Here is a 16,581-nt window from a genome sequence, read left to right on the forward strand (position 1 = left end):
CGAAAGTAACTAGTTCATGGTCTGTTGTTTTGGCGAGTTGTTATTAAGGTTTTCCCCGATTGCTGCTGGTGAGTGGATTCGGCAGACGGCCATGCCTGTATTTGTGGGAGGAGCTGAACTGAACGTAGCAACAGCATTGGCCAATTGGGCGATTCCGGTCAAATACAGTACAGTGCTTCCTGAAAATTCGCTGGCGGATGACATTGTTGGTTATATAGCATCCAAAGAGATTGATCCATCGGGTATTATTCGGTTTGGTCAGCGGGTCGGTTGCTATTATCTGCCGCAGGGAACGGATCTAAAAAATGCCGGGGTTATTTACGATCGCGCCTATTCGGCCTTCTCTGAATTAGCTCCGGGCAAAGTAGACTGGGATATTGTCCTGGAAAACACAAACTGGCTGCATGTCAGCGCTATTAGTCCGGCGTTGAGTGCAGACGTAGCCGCTGCCTGTCAGGAATTGGTTACAGTAGCTTCAGCAAAGGGAATTACCGTTTCGATCGATTTAAATCATCGGGCTCGTCTCTGGCAGTATGGTGTTTCACCTATCGATATTATGCCGGGGATTCTGCAACATTGTGATGTCGTGATGGGTAATATTTGGGCAGCCAACGCCTTATTGGGTATTCCAATCGACAACGAGATTCATTCGAAAGGCCAACAGTCGGATTACGTTGCTCATGCACTCGAAACATCGAAAGCCATTCAGGCACGTTTTCCCAAGTGTACAGTCGTCGCCAATACGTTCCGATTCGATGTAGCCCCAATGGGTCTTCGATATTATACAACGCTGTATACCGAGGGTCAGCAATTTGTTTCGCCGGAATTAGTGACGGATTCGGTGGTTGATCGGGTAGGTAGTGGCGATTGTTTTATGGCCGGATTGATTTACGGACTTTACCAGCAACACGACCCTCAACAGGTACTCAATTTTGCTGCTGAAGCTGCTTTTGGTAAGTTGCAGGAAATAGGCGATGCCACCAACCAAACCGTTGATGAAATCAATAGACGTCAACGAATGATAACTTCCTTAATCTAAAACTATGCCCCTATTTTCATCCGATAAAATTCTTGACTTAGTTAGTCAACACCCGATCGTACCAGTGTTCTATCACCCTGATATCGACCATGCCCAGTCGATCGTACAAGCTTGCTATGATGGTGGTTTACGCGTGTTTGAGTTCACCAATCGGGGTGAAAAAGCACTTTCTGTTTTCACGCAACTAGCCCATTACGTCGCCGAAAATTGCCCTGATCTGGCTTTAGGCATCGGAACGATTCTTACACCGGAAGATGCCACGCAGTTCATTGATGCTGGCGCTGCCTTCGTTGTACAACCCGTTACGACACCCGCAGTCGGCGACGTTTGCCGGGAGAAGGGCGTCCCCTGGATGCCAGCAGGTTCGACACTGAATGAAATTTATCAGGCTACGGTGCTGGGTGCTAAGCTGGTGAAAGTGTTTCCGGGTAACGTCGTCGGACCAGGATTTATCAAAGCGATCAAAGGGCCAATGCCGTGGCTAAAACTGATGGTAACAGGCGGAGTTGAACCCAACGCTGATAGCCTGAATGCCTGGTTTAAAGCGGGAGTCACGGCGGTAGGTATTGGTTCGCAGTTATTTTCCGGCGACAGTGCCGATCCAGCGGCTTTACGGGATCGTATTGCTTCGTTAGTCCAGATTGTTACACCCTTTATTCCTCAACCCGCATGACCAAACCCGTTGGTAATTACCGCTGGACCATAGTAGCCCTGTTGTTTTTTGCAACAACGATCAATTACCTCGACCGGCAGGTAGTTGGCCTGTTGAAACCCACGCTGGAAAAAGAATTTAATTGGTCGGAGATCGATTATAGCCGTATAGTGCAGTGTTTTTCAGCAGCTTACGCCATCGGCTTACTTCTGTTTGGTCGTTTTATCGATTACATTGGTACCAAGAATGGCTATTCACTGGCTATTATTTTCTGGAGTATCGCGGCCATGGCTCATGCTCTGGCAACCAGCACAGTAGGGTTTATTTTCGCTCGTGTCGGGCTTGGTCTGGGCGAAGCGGGTAACTTTCCTGCCGCTATTAAAACGGTAGCGGAATGGTTTCCCAAGAAAGAGCGGGCGCTGGCAACAGGTATTTTCAACTCTGGTGCGAATATCGGTGCTGTGATCGCTCCAATTGTAGTTCCCTGGATTCTGGGGATTTACGGCTGGGAAATGGCGTTCATTGCCACAGGTGCTGTTGGATTCATATGGCTGATTTTCTGGCATTTTGGGTATCAGATTCCTTCAAAGCAGAAAAAGCTTTCCAAAGAGGAATTCGATTACATCCACAGTGATAACGAAACGACACCCGATGCTGTAGCTGATCATGGCAAGCCTGTATCATGGGGGCTTTTGCTCAGGAAGCGTCAAACCTATGCGTTCGTATTCGGCAAAATGCTGACAGATCCTATCTGGTGGTTCTTCCTCTTCTGGCTACAGGATTACTTTGCCACAACGTTCCACCTCGACACCAAAAAGCCGAACCTGTATCTGGCGGTTTTGTATACGCTGGTCAGTATCGGTAGTATCGGCGGGGGCTACCTATCCTCCTGGCTCATTAGCCGGGGATGGAGTGTCTGGAAAGCGAGAAAAACCTCTATGCTCGCTTTTGCCTTGTTGGTCGTACCTGTTATTGCCGTACGATTTGGTCCAGGTATTTGGGGAGCGGTGGCTCTAATTGGGCTGGCGGGTGCTGCTCACCAGGCCTGGAGCGCTAACATCTTCACTACGGCTTCTGATATGTTTCCGAAACGGGCTGTTAGTTCCGTCGTTGGGATCGGTAGTATGGCCGGGTCATTCGGTGGCATCATTTTTCCGGAAATCGTCGGGCGTATTCTGGATAGTTATAAGAAAGCGGGCGACGTCCAAAGTGGCTACGGTATTATCTTTTTAATCTGCGGTTCAGCTTACCTGGTAGCCTGGACGGTTATGCACTTCCTAACCCCAACCATGCAACCCGTTACTCTGGAAGAGCCTGAATCAGAGCCGGTTGCTTAATATTATTTTGTCATGCTGAAGAACGAAGCATCTTAACGCTTCAGCACTCAAAGGAAGTATAAAGATGTTTCCGCTCCGGTGGCCCGGCTTCGTCAGCATGACAAAATCCAATTCTTGTAAAACCTATATATAATAAAACGTATAACTCAATTCCATCCCTAACCAATATCCTATAAAATCTGTAAACTATCTATTCAATTATCAAATCCAATACGTACTATGAATGTCCAGCAAATGGAACTCTCGGCTTCGCACCCGCTGGCCTTACCCGTTGGGGTTACTCTCGACCGGTACATTATGCACCGCCAAACGGCTTTCCCGTATGCAACCGGCGAATTGTCGCAACTCCTACGTGACATTGCACTAGCCGGCAAAATTATTCACCGCGAAGTGAATCGGGCTGGCCTCATCGACCTGACCGGCGGTATGGGGGTTCAGAATGTACAGGGAGAAAGCCAACAGAAGCTGGACATGATTGCCAATATTCGCTTTAGTCGCGCCCTGAAAAACGGTGGAGAAGCCTGTGCCATTATCTCGGAAGAAGAGGAAGATATTATTTATACAGGTAACAACAACGGCAAATACGTCGTTGCCATCGACCCGCTGGATGGCTCATCGAATATTGATGTAAACGTATCGATTGGAACCATTTTTTCTATCTATCGACGCATTACTCCTATCGGCTCCGAACCGACGCTGGACGATTTTCTACAGGGTGGTCGTCGGCAGGTAGCGGCTGGCTATATTTTGTATGGCTCATCAACCATTATGGTTTACACGACAGGGCATAGCGTGAACGGATTCACCTACGATGCGTCGCTGGGTGAATATATTCTCTCCCACCCTGACATTCACAGTCCCGCTAATGGGCAGATTTATTCCTGTAATGACGGCAATGTGGAAGGCTACGAAGAAGGGGTGCAAGAATACCTCAACTGTTGCCGGAAAAAGCAACTCACGGCCCGCTATATTGGTTCATTGGTCGCTGATTTTCACCGCAACCTGTTGAAAGGAGGTATCTATCTGTATCCTCCCACCAGGAAATCACCGGATGGTAAATTACGATTGCTGTACGAAGCCTTCCCACTGGCGTTCCTGGCTGAAAAATCGGGGTGTCTGGCCACTTCAGGACATCAGGCCATTTTAGATATAAAACCTCGAAATCTACACCAGCGTACACCGCTATTTATTGGAGCCCCGGTAATGGTCGAAAATCTGGTAGGGATGCTGAAATAGATAGGCATACCAGCTTCCCGAGAGCCCAAAACTTTCGGGAAGTTTCAGTCATACATTGTTCTTTAGAATACGCGCCCGGTGCTGCATACCCCAATTGCGTAAAGCTTCAATGATGTTATCCAGCGAACTGCTATATTCCGTCAGTTCGTACTCAACCGTAACAGGCGTGGTTGTATACACGTTACGTATCACGAACTGATTCATTTCCAGCTCCTTCAGTTCTTTACTCAGTACTTTGGCGGTGATACCCGTAACGGTACGTTGTAGTTCGCGAAATCGCTTGGGGCCGGTGCTTAGACCAATGATGATCGGCAATTTCCATTTACCATTCAGAACGTACAGCGCGTCCTGCACTGCCATCAGACTTTGTGAACATTCCCGGTCCGTATGCGGATTATGGAGTCGCGTCAGGAGTGGTGGTTCTTCAATGAGTGTACTCATAGAATAAAGATACTATACCCTAACGAATTGATAATGGGGTATCCTAAACGATACTGGTATCCTTTGGGATACTGCTACCAATTGGATACTTAGGTTGCGTAGGTTTGCTTCGTCAATCGCAGCACAAACAGCTGCCTTAAATCACGCTAATGATGAATCCGAAAACGAAACGCATTCTCACAATTATCGTCACGGTATTGGCAGCCGGCATGGTGATTCTTAGTGGTATTATGAAGTTAACGCAATCAGCGCAGGTTATAGAAGGTCTGAACAAAGTGGGCGTCGGGCCGTACGTTATTTTGCTGGGCATTATGGAGATTGCCTTTACGCTACTCTATCTCTACCCCAAAACGATGAAGCTTGGCTTTATTCTACTCTCCTGCTACTTTGCTGGGGCCATTGCTACCGAACTCTCGCACGGAACGCCGTTCAACGCCATCACGCCCATCGCGCTAGTCTGGATTAGTGCGTTTCTCCGGGATAAATCGACGTTTTTACCCACAGCAACGCAGGTGTAATAGACAATCTGGTCATGCTGACGAAGAAAGCGGCTTAAGGTCCCGGTATTCTCAGGTAAGGAAAACTCAAGATGCTTCCTCCGTCAGCATGACAAATTCACTTCTTCCACAACTTACCCGTCACTACTTCATGCATAACCTGGTCGCGGTAGTTGCGGCTAATGGGAATGCGGTGGTTTTGAATACAAATCTCATTACCTTCAATGCCTTCTATTTTTGAGATCGAAACCATGTACGATTTATGAACGCGCAGGAAGGCATGCCCATCAAGATTCTGTTCCAAACTCTTCATGTTCAGTAGTGTAACGTATTTTCCTTTGTTCGTGAAAATCGTTACGTAGTTCTGCATCCCTTCCACAAATAGAATATCCTCGAAGAAAATTTTCTCGTACTTATTACCGCATTTAACAAAGAAATACTCGTCGCCGGATTCTGATTTTGGCGAACTCGGTACGGGCGATTGATTCAGGAGTTTATGATATTCTCTGGCTTTATTGGCCGACTTAAAAAATCGCTCGAACGTAATGGGTTTCAGGAGATAGTCCAGTACGTTCAACTGAAAACCTTCCAGCGCAAAACTTGGGTATGCCGTTGTAATGACAACCATAGGCGGTTTGGGCACCATTTTCAGGAAATCGATACCACTCATTTTCGGCATCTGAATATCCAGAAAAATCACATCTACTGAACTCTTTTCCAACACGTTGACAAGTTCCAGCGGATTCGCGCAGGTACTTGTCAACTGCAGAAAATCTATCTCCCGGACGTAGCTGGACAATCCTTCCCGCGCCAACGGTTCATCGTCGACAATAACACAGTTAAGCATATTTATAAATCGCTGATAGAACCTGGTTCTCAAGCCATCTGCAACGTAGCACTTTCGGCTATTTCAGTCAATTCCAAACGTAGTGTTACGTTGAAACTCGCACTGTCCTGATGAACATCCAGCTTGTATTTGCCGGGATACAGTAAATCCAATCGACGCTGTACGTTCTTCAGGCCAATACCGCCGTAATGTACTGCTTCCGGCCTTCTACCCAACGTAGCACTGTTTGATACAGCCAGATTCAATTGATAACCTTCCAGCGACAAGTTGATACGTATCCAGTTGGGTGTCTCGTTATCTTTTGATACGTGTTTGAAGGCATTTTCCACAAACGTCATTACAATGAACGGAGCAATGCCTAAATGATCCGAAAAGCCCGTTTTGATAGTGGTAGCAACCGTTACGTTGTTATTCTGCCGAAGGCGCTCCAATTCAATGAAGTTTTCCAGATAAACAATCTCACGGCCTAGCGGTATCTCCTGATCGTTGCATTCATAGAGCTGATACCGAAGCAGTTCCGAAAATTTAGCCAATGAATTCGACGCCATATCGGGGTTCTTGTGAATCAGAAAAAAAATGGAATTGATGGTGTTGAACAGAAAATGCGGGTTGAACTGATTTTTCAGAAACTTCAGTTCGGTTTCCAGTTTTTCTTTTTCCAGCAGTTGCTGCCGATTGCGAGTCTGAATCCAGTTTTTGGTCAGTTTAATACTCATGGCCAACGTCATACTGGCCATCGTTGAAGGCAGTGCATTTCCCAGAAACTGATAATAGCAGGCCGATTCACCAAACAATTCCCGAATGGTTTGTCCACTAACGAAGGCACTGAAATAATATCCACCCGCGATGCAGAACGTAGCGCATAATACCGTCAACAGCAGATAAAGGACGTACGGCACAAACCGGCTTTTTTCCAGATACCGGGGAATCAGGAAATACAAGTTAAAGTAAACAGCCAGTGCCTGAAAGATGACGTAGAAGCTGTATTTCAGCGCATAGGGTAAAACGACAAGGCTCTGAAATACTTTGATCGGATTGCCTAACGTAACAACCCACCAGAGATAATGATAAAGAAACCAGAATGGCAGATGGTGGAGTTTGTATCTGAAAAACCAGCTCTGACTCAATTGATTATAGGTTGACGCACGCATTGGCCTAAAGCACGATTGCTCGCTAAACAATTGTCACAAGTTACGTGAATTAGACGATTTTATCCCGACTCAATACATGAACGGCTTTAACTAATTGACCAACTACACCGCCCAAAGGACAACCCGTTCGACAGACGATATTACTGACGTTCAATCATTTCTCGGTCGTTCATCAACTAAATCAGACCAGTCGTCAATTCAATTTCCGAATAAGTCAAGTCCGTTTTTTCTTTGATACATCGGTCTAAATGCAGTTGCTATGCCTTTGTTTCAATTATCGATAAACGGCCAAAAATACACGGTTAATGCTGATGCTCAGATGCCTTTGCTCTGGGTTATTCGAGATTTGGTTGGTCTTACGGGCACAAAATATGGCTGTGGCATGGCTCAGTGTGGTGCCTGTACCGTGCATCTGAAAGGCGCTCCGATACGTTCCTGCTCGTTTCCTGTATCAGCCGTATTGAACCAACCCATTACCACCATCGAAGGAATTTCGAAAGACAACTCTCATCCGGTACAAAAAGCGTGGATTGACGAGCAGGTTCCGCAATGCGGCTATTGCCAAAGTGGGCAGATTATGTCGGCGGTCGCACTGTTAAGAGACAACCCGCATCCAACCGATGAGGCTATTGATGCCGCCATGCAGGGCAATATCTGCCGATGCGGTACATATCCACGCATCCGAAAAGCCATCAAACGAGCTGCGGGTACACTTCCTAAAACGAATGGTCAATGAAAAGCAGAAAAGGGCTTTCACGACGAAATTTTATCCGGCAAACCAGCCTTTCAGGCCTTGCCTTAACCATTGGAATTTCCGGGTCTGCCGCTGGAGAAGCAGCACCAAACATCATCAGTATTACGGATCAAACCAGTACTGAACTGATGTCCTGGATTTCCATCGACAAATCGGGAAAGGTGACAATTGTGAACCACCGTTCGGAAATGGGACAAGGAACATTCCAGGCTATTCCGCAGATGATTGCTGAAGAACTGGAAGTTAATCTGGACCAGGTGACCATTTTGTTTGCGCCCTCCCATCCCCAAAAATATGGCCCCCAACCGCAGGAAGGCAGTTTTTCGGTACGTGGCTGGTACAAACAATTGCTACAGGTTGGAGCGTCGGCGCGGGAAATGCTCATCAGCGTAGCGGCTAAACAATGGAATGTCGCTACGTCGGACTGTTACGCTGAGAACGGACAGGTGATTCATAAGCCATCCGGCCTCAAGCTTAATTATGGCCTGCTGGTTCAAGAAGCGGCTACGTTAACACCTCCTCAGAACGTTCCGCTGAAAAGTCGGAAGGCGTATAAAATTATTGGGAAGTCCCTGCCCCGGCAAGATATTCCGGTAAAAATCAATGGTACCGCTCAGTTCGGGCTCGACAAAAAACTGCCGGGCATGCTTTATGCCGTAGTTGAACGTAATCCGCGATTTCGAGGGAAAGTAAAAGGGTTCGACGATTCCAAAACAAAAGCCATACCGGGTGTAAAACGAGTTTTCACGGTACAACGGGCTGTTTTTGGTAGCTTGCTGGAAGGAGTCGCGGTGGTTGCCGATTCACTTTGGGCCGCTATGCAAGGGCGAAAAGTCCTGATGGTTGAGTGGGATGATTCGGGCTTTGAGCACCTGGATTCAGAACAACTTGCTGCCCAAATGCGGAAAAACCTTAAAAAGCCTGCGCCATCTCCCCAATTCGAAGCCGCGTTTCAAAACGTACCGAAAAAACTGGAAGCCGTTTATGAGACGCCATACCAATCGCATAGCTGCATGGAACCGCTTAATTGCATTGCCCACGTACAGGAAAATCGCATCGATATTTGGGGGCCCATTCAGGAAGCGAACTGGATACAGGCCGATTTGAGTGAACGAATGAGTATTCCCAAAGAGAACGTCAGCGTAAATATGACTTTTCTGGGTGGTGGTTTCGGCCGTAAAGGGTTTCCCGATTATCCGCACGAAGCAGCCTTGATCTCCAGGGCGATGAAAGCGCCAGTTCAGGTCATGTGGACCCGTGAAGATGACATGAGCGCGGGACCATTTCGTCCGGGTGCTTTTTATGCCTGCAAAGGAGGAATCGATAACGATGGGCGAATAATGGCTTTCCAGGGGATAACAACCAGTCAATGGTTTTGGGAAGAATGGAACCCCAAACCCTACCCGGATCCGAAACCGCTGGAGTATAAAAAAGGTAGTCTGGACGGAATGTTGAGACCTTATTTTAAAGCCATTCCACATTACAGTTTTGGCGGGGTGGGTGTCCAGTCACCCGTACCAACCATGTGGTGGCGCGCCCCAGGGGCTAATACGGCTGGCTTTGCAGGCGAAAGTTTCATAGACGAACTCGCTCACCTCGCCAATCAGGATCCGATGGATTTTCGTCGAAGTCATTTGCCCGATAAACGCTATCAGGCTCTCCTTGATCAATTAGAAGCAATTTGCAACTGGAAATCAAGAGGTAAACATGCGGGATGGGGCGTTGCCATTACAGATTGCTTCGGTGGTATCTGCGGACACGTTGTGCAGGTTGCGCGCAAAGCTGATGGCAAACTCAGAATCAATAAAGTGATTGCCCTGATGGATTGTGGCTGGTACGTCAATCCCGATATTATCCGGGCTCAGGTAGAAGGCAGTATCATTATGGGCCTGGGAGCCGCCATTATACACGCGACTACGTTCAACGATGGAAAAGCAGTTGAGCAAAATTTCAATACGTACGACATGCCACGTATCAACGATACGCCTGATATTGAGGTACATATCATGGAAAACGACGAACCTGCCGGAGGTGTTGGCGAACCCGGCCTCCCTCCATTCGCCCCTGCCCTATGCAACGCCATTTTCGATCTGACGGGCAAGCGCATACGTACATTACCGTTCAAACTGGATGAGGTATAGATATACATAAGTTTGTCCCAGACAGCAAGCAAAAAAGTCATCTAATGAGCAAAAGCAATCGGATAAATCGACGTGATTTTCTGAGAATCGGTACGTTTGCCAGTGGTGGTCTGCTGGTTGCATTTGCCCTGCCGGATAAAGTTGCGCTTACTCAGTCCAAACCAACCGATACGGACGTATCGGTGATGAATGCGTTCCTACGTATCGGTACTAACAATAGTATCCACATCATTCTCTCGAAAGTGGAAATGGGGCAAGGTATCTGGACAACTTTACCGATGCTCATTGCCGAAGAATTGGACTGCGATTGGAGTCAGATACACGTAGCACACAGTCCACCGGGGAAGGCTGGCGATTTTCAGGAAAATCCAGTTTATAAATCTACCGGCGGTTCAGAGACGACCATCCAGGAATTTGATCGCTATCGTATGGCCGGAGCCACCGTCCGAATGATGCTGGTATCAGCCGCAGCCAAACGGCTCGGCGTACGACCAGAAGATTGCCAGACTGAAAACAGTTACATTATTGCGGGAAATCAACGTATCAGTTACGGAGATGTAGCAACCGAAGCAGCCAAATTACCAGTCCCAAAAGTTGCCCTTCGCGACCCTAAGGACTGGAAATACATTGGTAAATCTCAGAAACGGCTGGATGCGCGCGAAAAGATTAACGGCCGAGCCCGCTACGGTCTGGATATTCAGTTTCCGGGTTTATTGACCGCATTAATAGCACATCCACCGGTTTTCGGTGCCACCGTAAAAACAGTGGATACTACGCAAACCAAAGCGATAAAAGGCGTTCGGGATGTAGTAAAAATTCCGTCGGGCGTGGCTGTGCTGGCTGATAATTTCTGGGCAGCAAAACGCGGTCGCGATGCGTTAAAAATTGAGTGGAATATGGGTGAGAATGCTCATCTGGATACCCATACACTCACAGATACGTATCGAAAACTAGCCAAAACGAAAGGATTAACGATTCAAAAAAAAGGCGACGTTACATCGGCGTTGACTAAAGCCGAACGTATCATCGACGCAGCATATAGCTTCCCTTACCTTGCTCACGCACCGATGGAGCCGCTGAATTGTACGGTAAAAATCGGGAAAGACTCCTGCGACGTTTGGACGGGTACGCAATCGCCTTTGCTGCATCAGGCCGAAGTGGCCGCATTTTTAGCGCTAGAACCCGAGCAGGTTCAGTTCCATACACCGTACTTGGGTGGAAGCTTCGGCCGACGTGGTTCCTTTAGTTCCGACTGGGTAATGGAAGCCGTTCATATCGCCAAAACGAGCAATAAGGCTATAAAACTGGTCTGGACGCGCGAAGATGATATCAAAGGGGGCCATTACCGACCGATTTACGTACATACTGTACAAATTGGCATCGGTGCCGATGGTTTTCCGACTGCCTGGCAACACCGAATTGTGGGGCAATCGCTGTTTACTAATACGCCTTTAGCCGATATGATTGTGCATAAAGGCATCGATTACAGTTCGGTCACGACCGGTGCTCCGTATTCCAAATCCGTTCCTGATCATTCGTTTGAATTGCATACTACGTCGGTGGGCGTCCCGGTGCTTCCCTGGCGATCTGTTGGCAGTACCCACACGGCTTTCGTAGTGGAAACGCTTATCGACCAACTGGCTTTTTTGGCCAAAATTGATCCAGTTGAGTATCGTCGGGCATTTTTTAAAGACCATCCAAGGCATCTGGCAGCCCTTACTCTCGCGGCAGAAAAATCGGAATGGACAAGCCTACTACCTAAAGGACAATTCAGAGGCATTGCCGTTTGCGAAGCGATGGGTAGCTACGTTGCTCAAGTCGTGGAATTATCCGTTGACAATCAGAAGATACGTGTTCACCGGGTCGTGTGTGCGATTGATTGCGGACTGGCGGTCAATCCGGATGGTGTTCGGGCGCAGATGGAAAGCGGGATTGTTTTCGGACTTACGGCCGCACTTTATGGCGAGATCACCTTAAAAGACGGACAGGTTCAGCAAAGCAATTTCCACGATTATCAAATGCTCCGTATAGCCGATACACCCGTCATCGACGTACACATCGTGCCCAGCACCGAAAAAATGGGAGGAGCTGGCGAACCCGGTGTAGCGCCAATTGCTCCTGCATTAGCCAACGCCATTTTTGCCGCTACTAGTAAACGTATCCGACGTTTGCCGATCCGCCTGGATGAATAGACAAAAAGCTGAATTACATACGTTTGGCTACAGAACTAGCCTTTGTAAACGGATATCCCTGACAAGAAAATAAGTTAAAAAAGTATAGGCATGGGTTAAAATAATCACACATCTTTTGTGCATTGTTCTAAACCTAGTACCTTGTTGGCTACTACTTGTCTTAGCCTAGCCAACATGTTTTCTCTTAAACCGATTCTTTTGCCCCTCTTTCTGAGTTGGTCTACTTCTTTGGTATTTGCCCAACAAACCTTTTCAACCCATTCGCCTAATAACGCCATCCATTTATCGGTTAGTAATAACCTGGCTGGCACAGTAACGTATCAACTGACGTATAAAGGCAAAAAAGTGATCGAGCCATCGGGGCTCGGCTTTGTGCTGAGCAAACCTAAAGTGGCACTTAATCAGTTTACGATTTCCGCAGCCGACTCATCCACAAAAAATGAAACCTGGAAACCCGTTTGGGGTGAAGTTCGCGAAATCAGAAATCACTACGACGAACTGGCTCTTACGCTCACCAGTAAGGATACGTTGGCGATCAAAGTCGTTGTTCGGTTTCGGGTGTTCGATGATGGCATTGGTTTTCGCTACGAATTTCCAGAGCAGAAGTCGCTGACCCACTTTATCGTCGACGATGAAAAAACACAATTCACGCTGGCTGGCGATCATAAAACGTTCTGGATACCGGGCGATTACGAAACAAATGAATATCTCTATAACACGACCCGAATAAGTGAAATCGAGGCAAAGACAGCATTTGACAAGGAAAAAGACATTGCGTTAACAGCCTTCATTGGTCCCAACTTCGTCCAGTCGCCATTATTAATGAAAACCGGCGATGGACTATACATCAGCATCTACGAAGCGGCTCTGATTAATTATCCAGTCATGCATTTGCAGGTAGATAAGCGCAAAATGGTGTTCACATCGCAGTTGACGCCCGATGCGGTTGGAAATAAAGCCTATCTGCAAACGCCCGCTCAAACGCCCTGGCGCACAATACTTATCAGCGATAGAGCTACGGACTTGCTGGCTTCCAAGATGATTCTAAACCTGAATGAACCCTCGACTATTGCTGATCCGTCGTGGATAAAACCCCAGAAATTTGTCGGGATGTGGTGGGAAATGCACGTCGGCAAAGCTACCTGGGAAAAGAAGGGGGGTAAACACGGCGCCAACACCCAGAACGTAAAGAAATACATCGACTTTGCGGCCAAATACGGTTTCGATGGGGTGTTGGTCGAAGGCTGGAACGTGGGTTGGGAAGACTGGTTCGGCAACTGGAAAGAAAACGTATTTGATTTCGTAACCCCCTACCCCGATTACAATCTGGATTCGCTGACGGCATACGCCCAGCAAAAAGGCGTTCGGATTATTATGCACCACGAAACGTCCGGCTCCGTAACCAATTACGAACGGCGGATGGATGCAGCTTTTCAGTATATGCAGAAAGAAGGCATCAATACAGTGAAAACGGGCTACGTTGGCCGAATTATCCCTCGCGGTGAACATCATGACAGTCAGTGGATGGTTGGTCATTATCAGCGGGTGGCCGAGAAAGCAGCTCAGTACAAAATCATGGTCGATTCGCACGAGTCCTCACACCCGACCGGCTTGCATCGGACGTACCCGAACTGGATGGCGAGCGAAGCTGCCCGAGGTAGTGAATTCAACAACGCACCTACGCTCGGTATCACGCCCGAACATACCACCATTTTGCCCTTCACCCGGATGCTTGGCGGACCGATGGATTTCACACCGGGCCTGTTTCGTTTCAAACTCGACCAATTTGATAATACCCGTACTACGCGCGTCCGGACAACACTGGCAAAGCAATTAGCGCTTTACATAACCATCTACAGCCCGTTGCAAATGGCCGCTGATTTGCCCGAAAACTACGAAAAACACCTGGACGCCTTTCAGTTTATCCGTGATGTACCCGTCGAATGGGACGATACCAAAATCATTGCTGCCGAACCGGGCGATTACATCACGATTGCCCGCAAAACCAAAGGGAAAGACAGTTGGTATCTGGGCGCTATCACCGACGAAAATAGCCGGGATATTGCCATTGGGCTGGACTTTTTAGAACCCGGCAAAACCTACCAGGCCACCATTTACCGCGACGCTCTCACCGCTGACTGGCAAGCTAATCCAGAAGCCTACGTCATCGAAAAGAAGCCCGTGAATAGCAAAACCAAATTGCCCATTCATCTGGCTAAAGGGGGCGGCTGCGCGATTCAATTTGTGAAGCAATAAAACCAGGTTACAATTCGAACCAACGCAGCTTTTCCTGGGTCGTTGAAAAAAATAAATCTCACGACTATGAAAAGCTGCGTTTATGTTTTGGTTGCTGTAGCCTGTCTGATTGCCTGCTCTCGCTCAAGCAACGATCAGGTGATTGATCCGGATGGTCCCGATGGTCTTAAAAATGTAACAGCTTTACTAAATGATTCGACCTGGTACGCGCAGGGAAACGCCAGTAAGGAAGTGGCTATATCCGGCGATAGTTGTTCCCAGAATCGGGTTAATCTGTATTTCCGAAATGAGCTACCGTATCCGAAGGGTGCGCGAAAAGCGTCACCCACTGACTGTGTTGGCCCTTGTAATACAACACAATACCTAAGCTTTCGGAAAGTTCCTCTAGCCGTTGGCACCTATGATGCAGCAAACCTGACTACCTGTTCTCCGTCTCCGATCTATGGCGTTAGTTACGGTTTATTGGTCGGTGGCGATGCTATTTTTGCGACTTATTCTACACCAAGTTCGAACAGCGGCAGGATAGAGATTACGCGCGTTGATCCTGTTGCCCGAACTATTGAGGGGAAATTTGATCTGACCCTGGCTCTTGTATTCGGCCAAAGTGGGCAGTCGCCTACCACACTTCGGTTTCGGAATGGCCATTTTATTGTCCGATTATCGCAGTAATCAGTTCGCGCTTCCCTGAATTGGCGATCCGTTCATCAAATAGGAATTGGCTTCGTTCACTTTATCGCATTACCTTGTGCGCTAGCCAATTTATAACCGGTGAACGCTCATGACGAAGCATCTCTTCAGTTCATTCGTGAACGCGCTGCAAAATATCCGCACTCGTTTTTTTCATACAGTTCTTTCCATTCTGGGTATCGTTATAGGCGTAGCCGCTCTGGTCGCCATTTTGTCGTTAATTGATGGCATGGAACAGTACGCCCGCGATCAAATCACAAAAACGACTTCGCTGAAGGCGATTTTATTGTATACGAACACCGACAAAGTAGTAAATGAAGTACGAGTCCCCAAAAAAAACTACGACTGGTTTACCTACCAATCTTTTGAGAAAATGCAATCATCGCTGACGAAACCAGCAACGGGCTTTCTCTATACAAGGCAATCGGATGAAATTGAATTGACGTCGAACCACCAGAAAACGGGCGCATTAATTACAGGAACCAGCCTACCGCTTCATCACGATGTACAACTGATTCATGGGAAAGCTTTCACCGATGCCGATCTAAAAAACCGCCAACCCGTTGCGTTTATCAATCAAAAACTAGCTCGCCAGTTCATGGGCAAACAGCCCGAACAAACGGCCATCGGCCAGCAGATTCAATTCAAAGACAAGCTGTTAACCATAGTCGGAATCTCGGCCGATGGTGCCGATACGAAAATCGGGCAAGCGTTTGTTCCCATCACCTTATTTTCGGATAGTACGCTAAAGGCCCATCCACCGTATGGAATGGTTGAAGCCGAAGACGTAGAAGCAGTCCCTGAACTGAAAAATCAGATTGAAAAGTGGCTGAGTGCTAACATGAAAAATAAGCAAACGGATTTCACGATTATTACCAACGAGCAGCGCGTTAGTCAGGTTGCCAAAGGATTTTTGCTGTTTCGGATTGTGATGGGTATGATCGTTGGTATTTCGGTACTGGTGGGTGGCATCGGCGTAATGAATGTATTGCTGATTTCAGTAACCGAACGTACCGTTGAAATCGGTGTGCGGAAAGCACTCGGCGCCAAGAGACGGGATATTTTATGGCAATTCCTGTCTGAATCCATTACCATTTCAACGTTTGGTAGTCTGCTGGGACTCGGCCTGGGTTTGGGCAGTACAATGGCGATTATGCCCATTGTGAAAGCCTTCACCGAAGTACCCTTTCAGGCCGTCTACACCTGGAATACATTCATCATCATTATAGTCGTCGCGATGCTAATTGGAATCATTTTCGGGACGTATCCAGCCATGCGCGCAGCCCGACTCGACCCCGTTGAAGCCATCCGTCGCGAGTAAATAGCATAGGGCATAGGATACTTTTATGTT

At 47.7% G+C, this 16,581-nt stretch carries 14 protein-coding genes; 11 read left to right on the forward strand and 3 right to left on the reverse strand.

The genetic code is table 11. The features are described from left to right. The first annotated feature begins 16 nt into the window (after positions 1-16). The 4 genes from ACYVE4_RS20175 to fbp all read left to right on the forward strand — a co-directional run bounded on the left by ACYVE4_RS20175 (position 17) and on the right by fbp (position 4,264). Positions 17-1,039 (forward strand): sugar kinase, encoded by a 1,023-nt coding sequence (locus ACYVE4_RS20175; RefSeq protein ID WP_461042021.1) that lies wholly within the window; start codon positions 17-19, stop codon positions 1,037-1,039. A gap of 4 nt (positions 1,040-1,043) precedes the next feature. After that, positions 1,044-1,712, forward strand: coding sequence for a beta/alpha barrel domain-containing protein (locus ACYVE4_RS20180; protein ID WP_461042023.1), 669 nt, complete (start codon positions 1,044-1,046; stop codon positions 1,710-1,712). After that, positions 1,709-3,028, forward strand: coding sequence for an MFS transporter (locus ACYVE4_RS20185; RefSeq protein ID WP_461042024.1), 1,320 nt, complete (start codon positions 1,709-1,711; stop codon positions 3,026-3,028). Before ACYVE4_RS20180 ends, ACYVE4_RS20185 begins: the two co-directional genes overlap by 4 nt. A gap of 234 nt (positions 3,029-3,262) precedes the next feature. Next, complete coding sequence (gene fbp, locus ACYVE4_RS20190) at positions 3,263-4,264, forward strand: class 1 fructose-bisphosphatase (RefSeq protein WP_461042145.1); 1,002 nt, start codon at positions 3,263-3,265, stop codon at positions 4,262-4,264. Between the two features lie 48 nt (positions 4,265-4,312). On the opposite strand, the gene ACYVE4_RS20195 is transcribed toward fbp, so the two are convergent. Next, on the reverse strand, positions 4,313-4,705 hold the full coding sequence (locus ACYVE4_RS20195) for a winged helix-turn-helix transcriptional regulator (protein ID WP_461042025.1): 393 nt from the start codon (positions 4,703-4,705) through the stop codon (positions 4,313-4,315). Positions 4,706-4,854: 149 nt separating this feature from the next. Here ACYVE4_RS20195 and ACYVE4_RS20200 point away from each other — a divergent pair, with 149 nt between their 5' ends. Then, on the forward strand, positions 4,855-5,223 hold the full coding sequence (locus ACYVE4_RS20200) for a DoxX family protein (RefSeq protein WP_461042026.1): 369 nt from the start codon (positions 4,855-4,857) through the stop codon (positions 5,221-5,223). Between the two features lie 97 nt (positions 5,224-5,320). Here the strand turns inward: ACYVE4_RS20200 and ACYVE4_RS20205 are convergent, their stop codons facing one another. Together ACYVE4_RS20205 and ACYVE4_RS20210 are read right to left on the reverse strand one after the other, a co-directional pair. Beyond that, positions 5,321-6,049: a LytR/AlgR family response regulator transcription factor gene (locus tag ACYVE4_RS20205; RefSeq protein WP_461042027.1), complete on the reverse strand. Its 729-nt coding sequence runs from the start codon at positions 6,047-6,049 to the stop codon at positions 5,321-5,323. A 29-nt stretch (positions 6,050-6,078) separates the two neighbouring features. Further along, complete coding sequence (locus tag ACYVE4_RS20210) at positions 6,079-7,200, reverse strand: sensor histidine kinase (RefSeq protein WP_461042028.1); 1,122 nt, start codon at positions 7,198-7,200, stop codon at positions 6,079-6,081. Between the two features lie 259 nt (positions 7,201-7,459). Between ACYVE4_RS20210 and ACYVE4_RS20215 the strand changes: the two genes are divergently transcribed. The 6 genes from ACYVE4_RS20215 (at position 7,460) to ACYVE4_RS20240 (ending at position 16,551) form a co-directional block, all read left to right on the forward strand. Beyond that, positions 7,460-7,936 (forward strand): (2Fe-2S)-binding protein, encoded by a 477-nt coding sequence (locus tag ACYVE4_RS20215; protein ID WP_461042029.1) that lies wholly within the window; start codon positions 7,460-7,462, stop codon positions 7,934-7,936. Beyond that, positions 7,933-10,095, forward strand: coding sequence for a xanthine dehydrogenase family protein molybdopterin-binding subunit (locus ACYVE4_RS20220; RefSeq protein WP_461042031.1), 2,163 nt, complete (start codon positions 7,933-7,935; stop codon positions 10,093-10,095). The genes ACYVE4_RS20215 and ACYVE4_RS20220 overlap by 4 nt, the downstream gene beginning before the upstream one ends. A gap of 44 nt (positions 10,096-10,139) precedes the next feature. Continuing rightward, positions 10,140-12,287, forward strand: coding sequence for a xanthine dehydrogenase family protein molybdopterin-binding subunit (locus ACYVE4_RS20225; RefSeq protein WP_461042032.1), 2,148 nt, complete (start codon positions 10,140-10,142; stop codon positions 12,285-12,287). Positions 12,288-12,461: 174 nt separating this feature from the next. Continuing rightward, complete coding sequence (locus ACYVE4_RS20230; protein ID WP_461042033.1) at positions 12,462-14,543, forward strand: glycoside hydrolase family 97 protein; 2,082 nt, start codon at positions 12,462-12,464, stop codon at positions 14,541-14,543. 66 nt (positions 14,544-14,609) lie between these two features. Next, a complete protein-coding gene (locus tag ACYVE4_RS20235) occupies positions 14,610-15,212 on the forward strand; it encodes a hypothetical protein (RefSeq protein WP_461042034.1) in 603 nt (200 codons plus the stop codon). Between the two features lie 109 nt (positions 15,213-15,321). Next, positions 15,322-16,551, forward strand: coding sequence for an ABC transporter permease (locus ACYVE4_RS20240; RefSeq protein ID WP_461042035.1), 1,230 nt, complete (start codon positions 15,322-15,324; stop codon positions 16,549-16,551). Positions 16,552-16,581 lie beyond the last annotated feature (30 nt).

This window comes from Spirosoma harenae, from assembly GCF_054776975.1.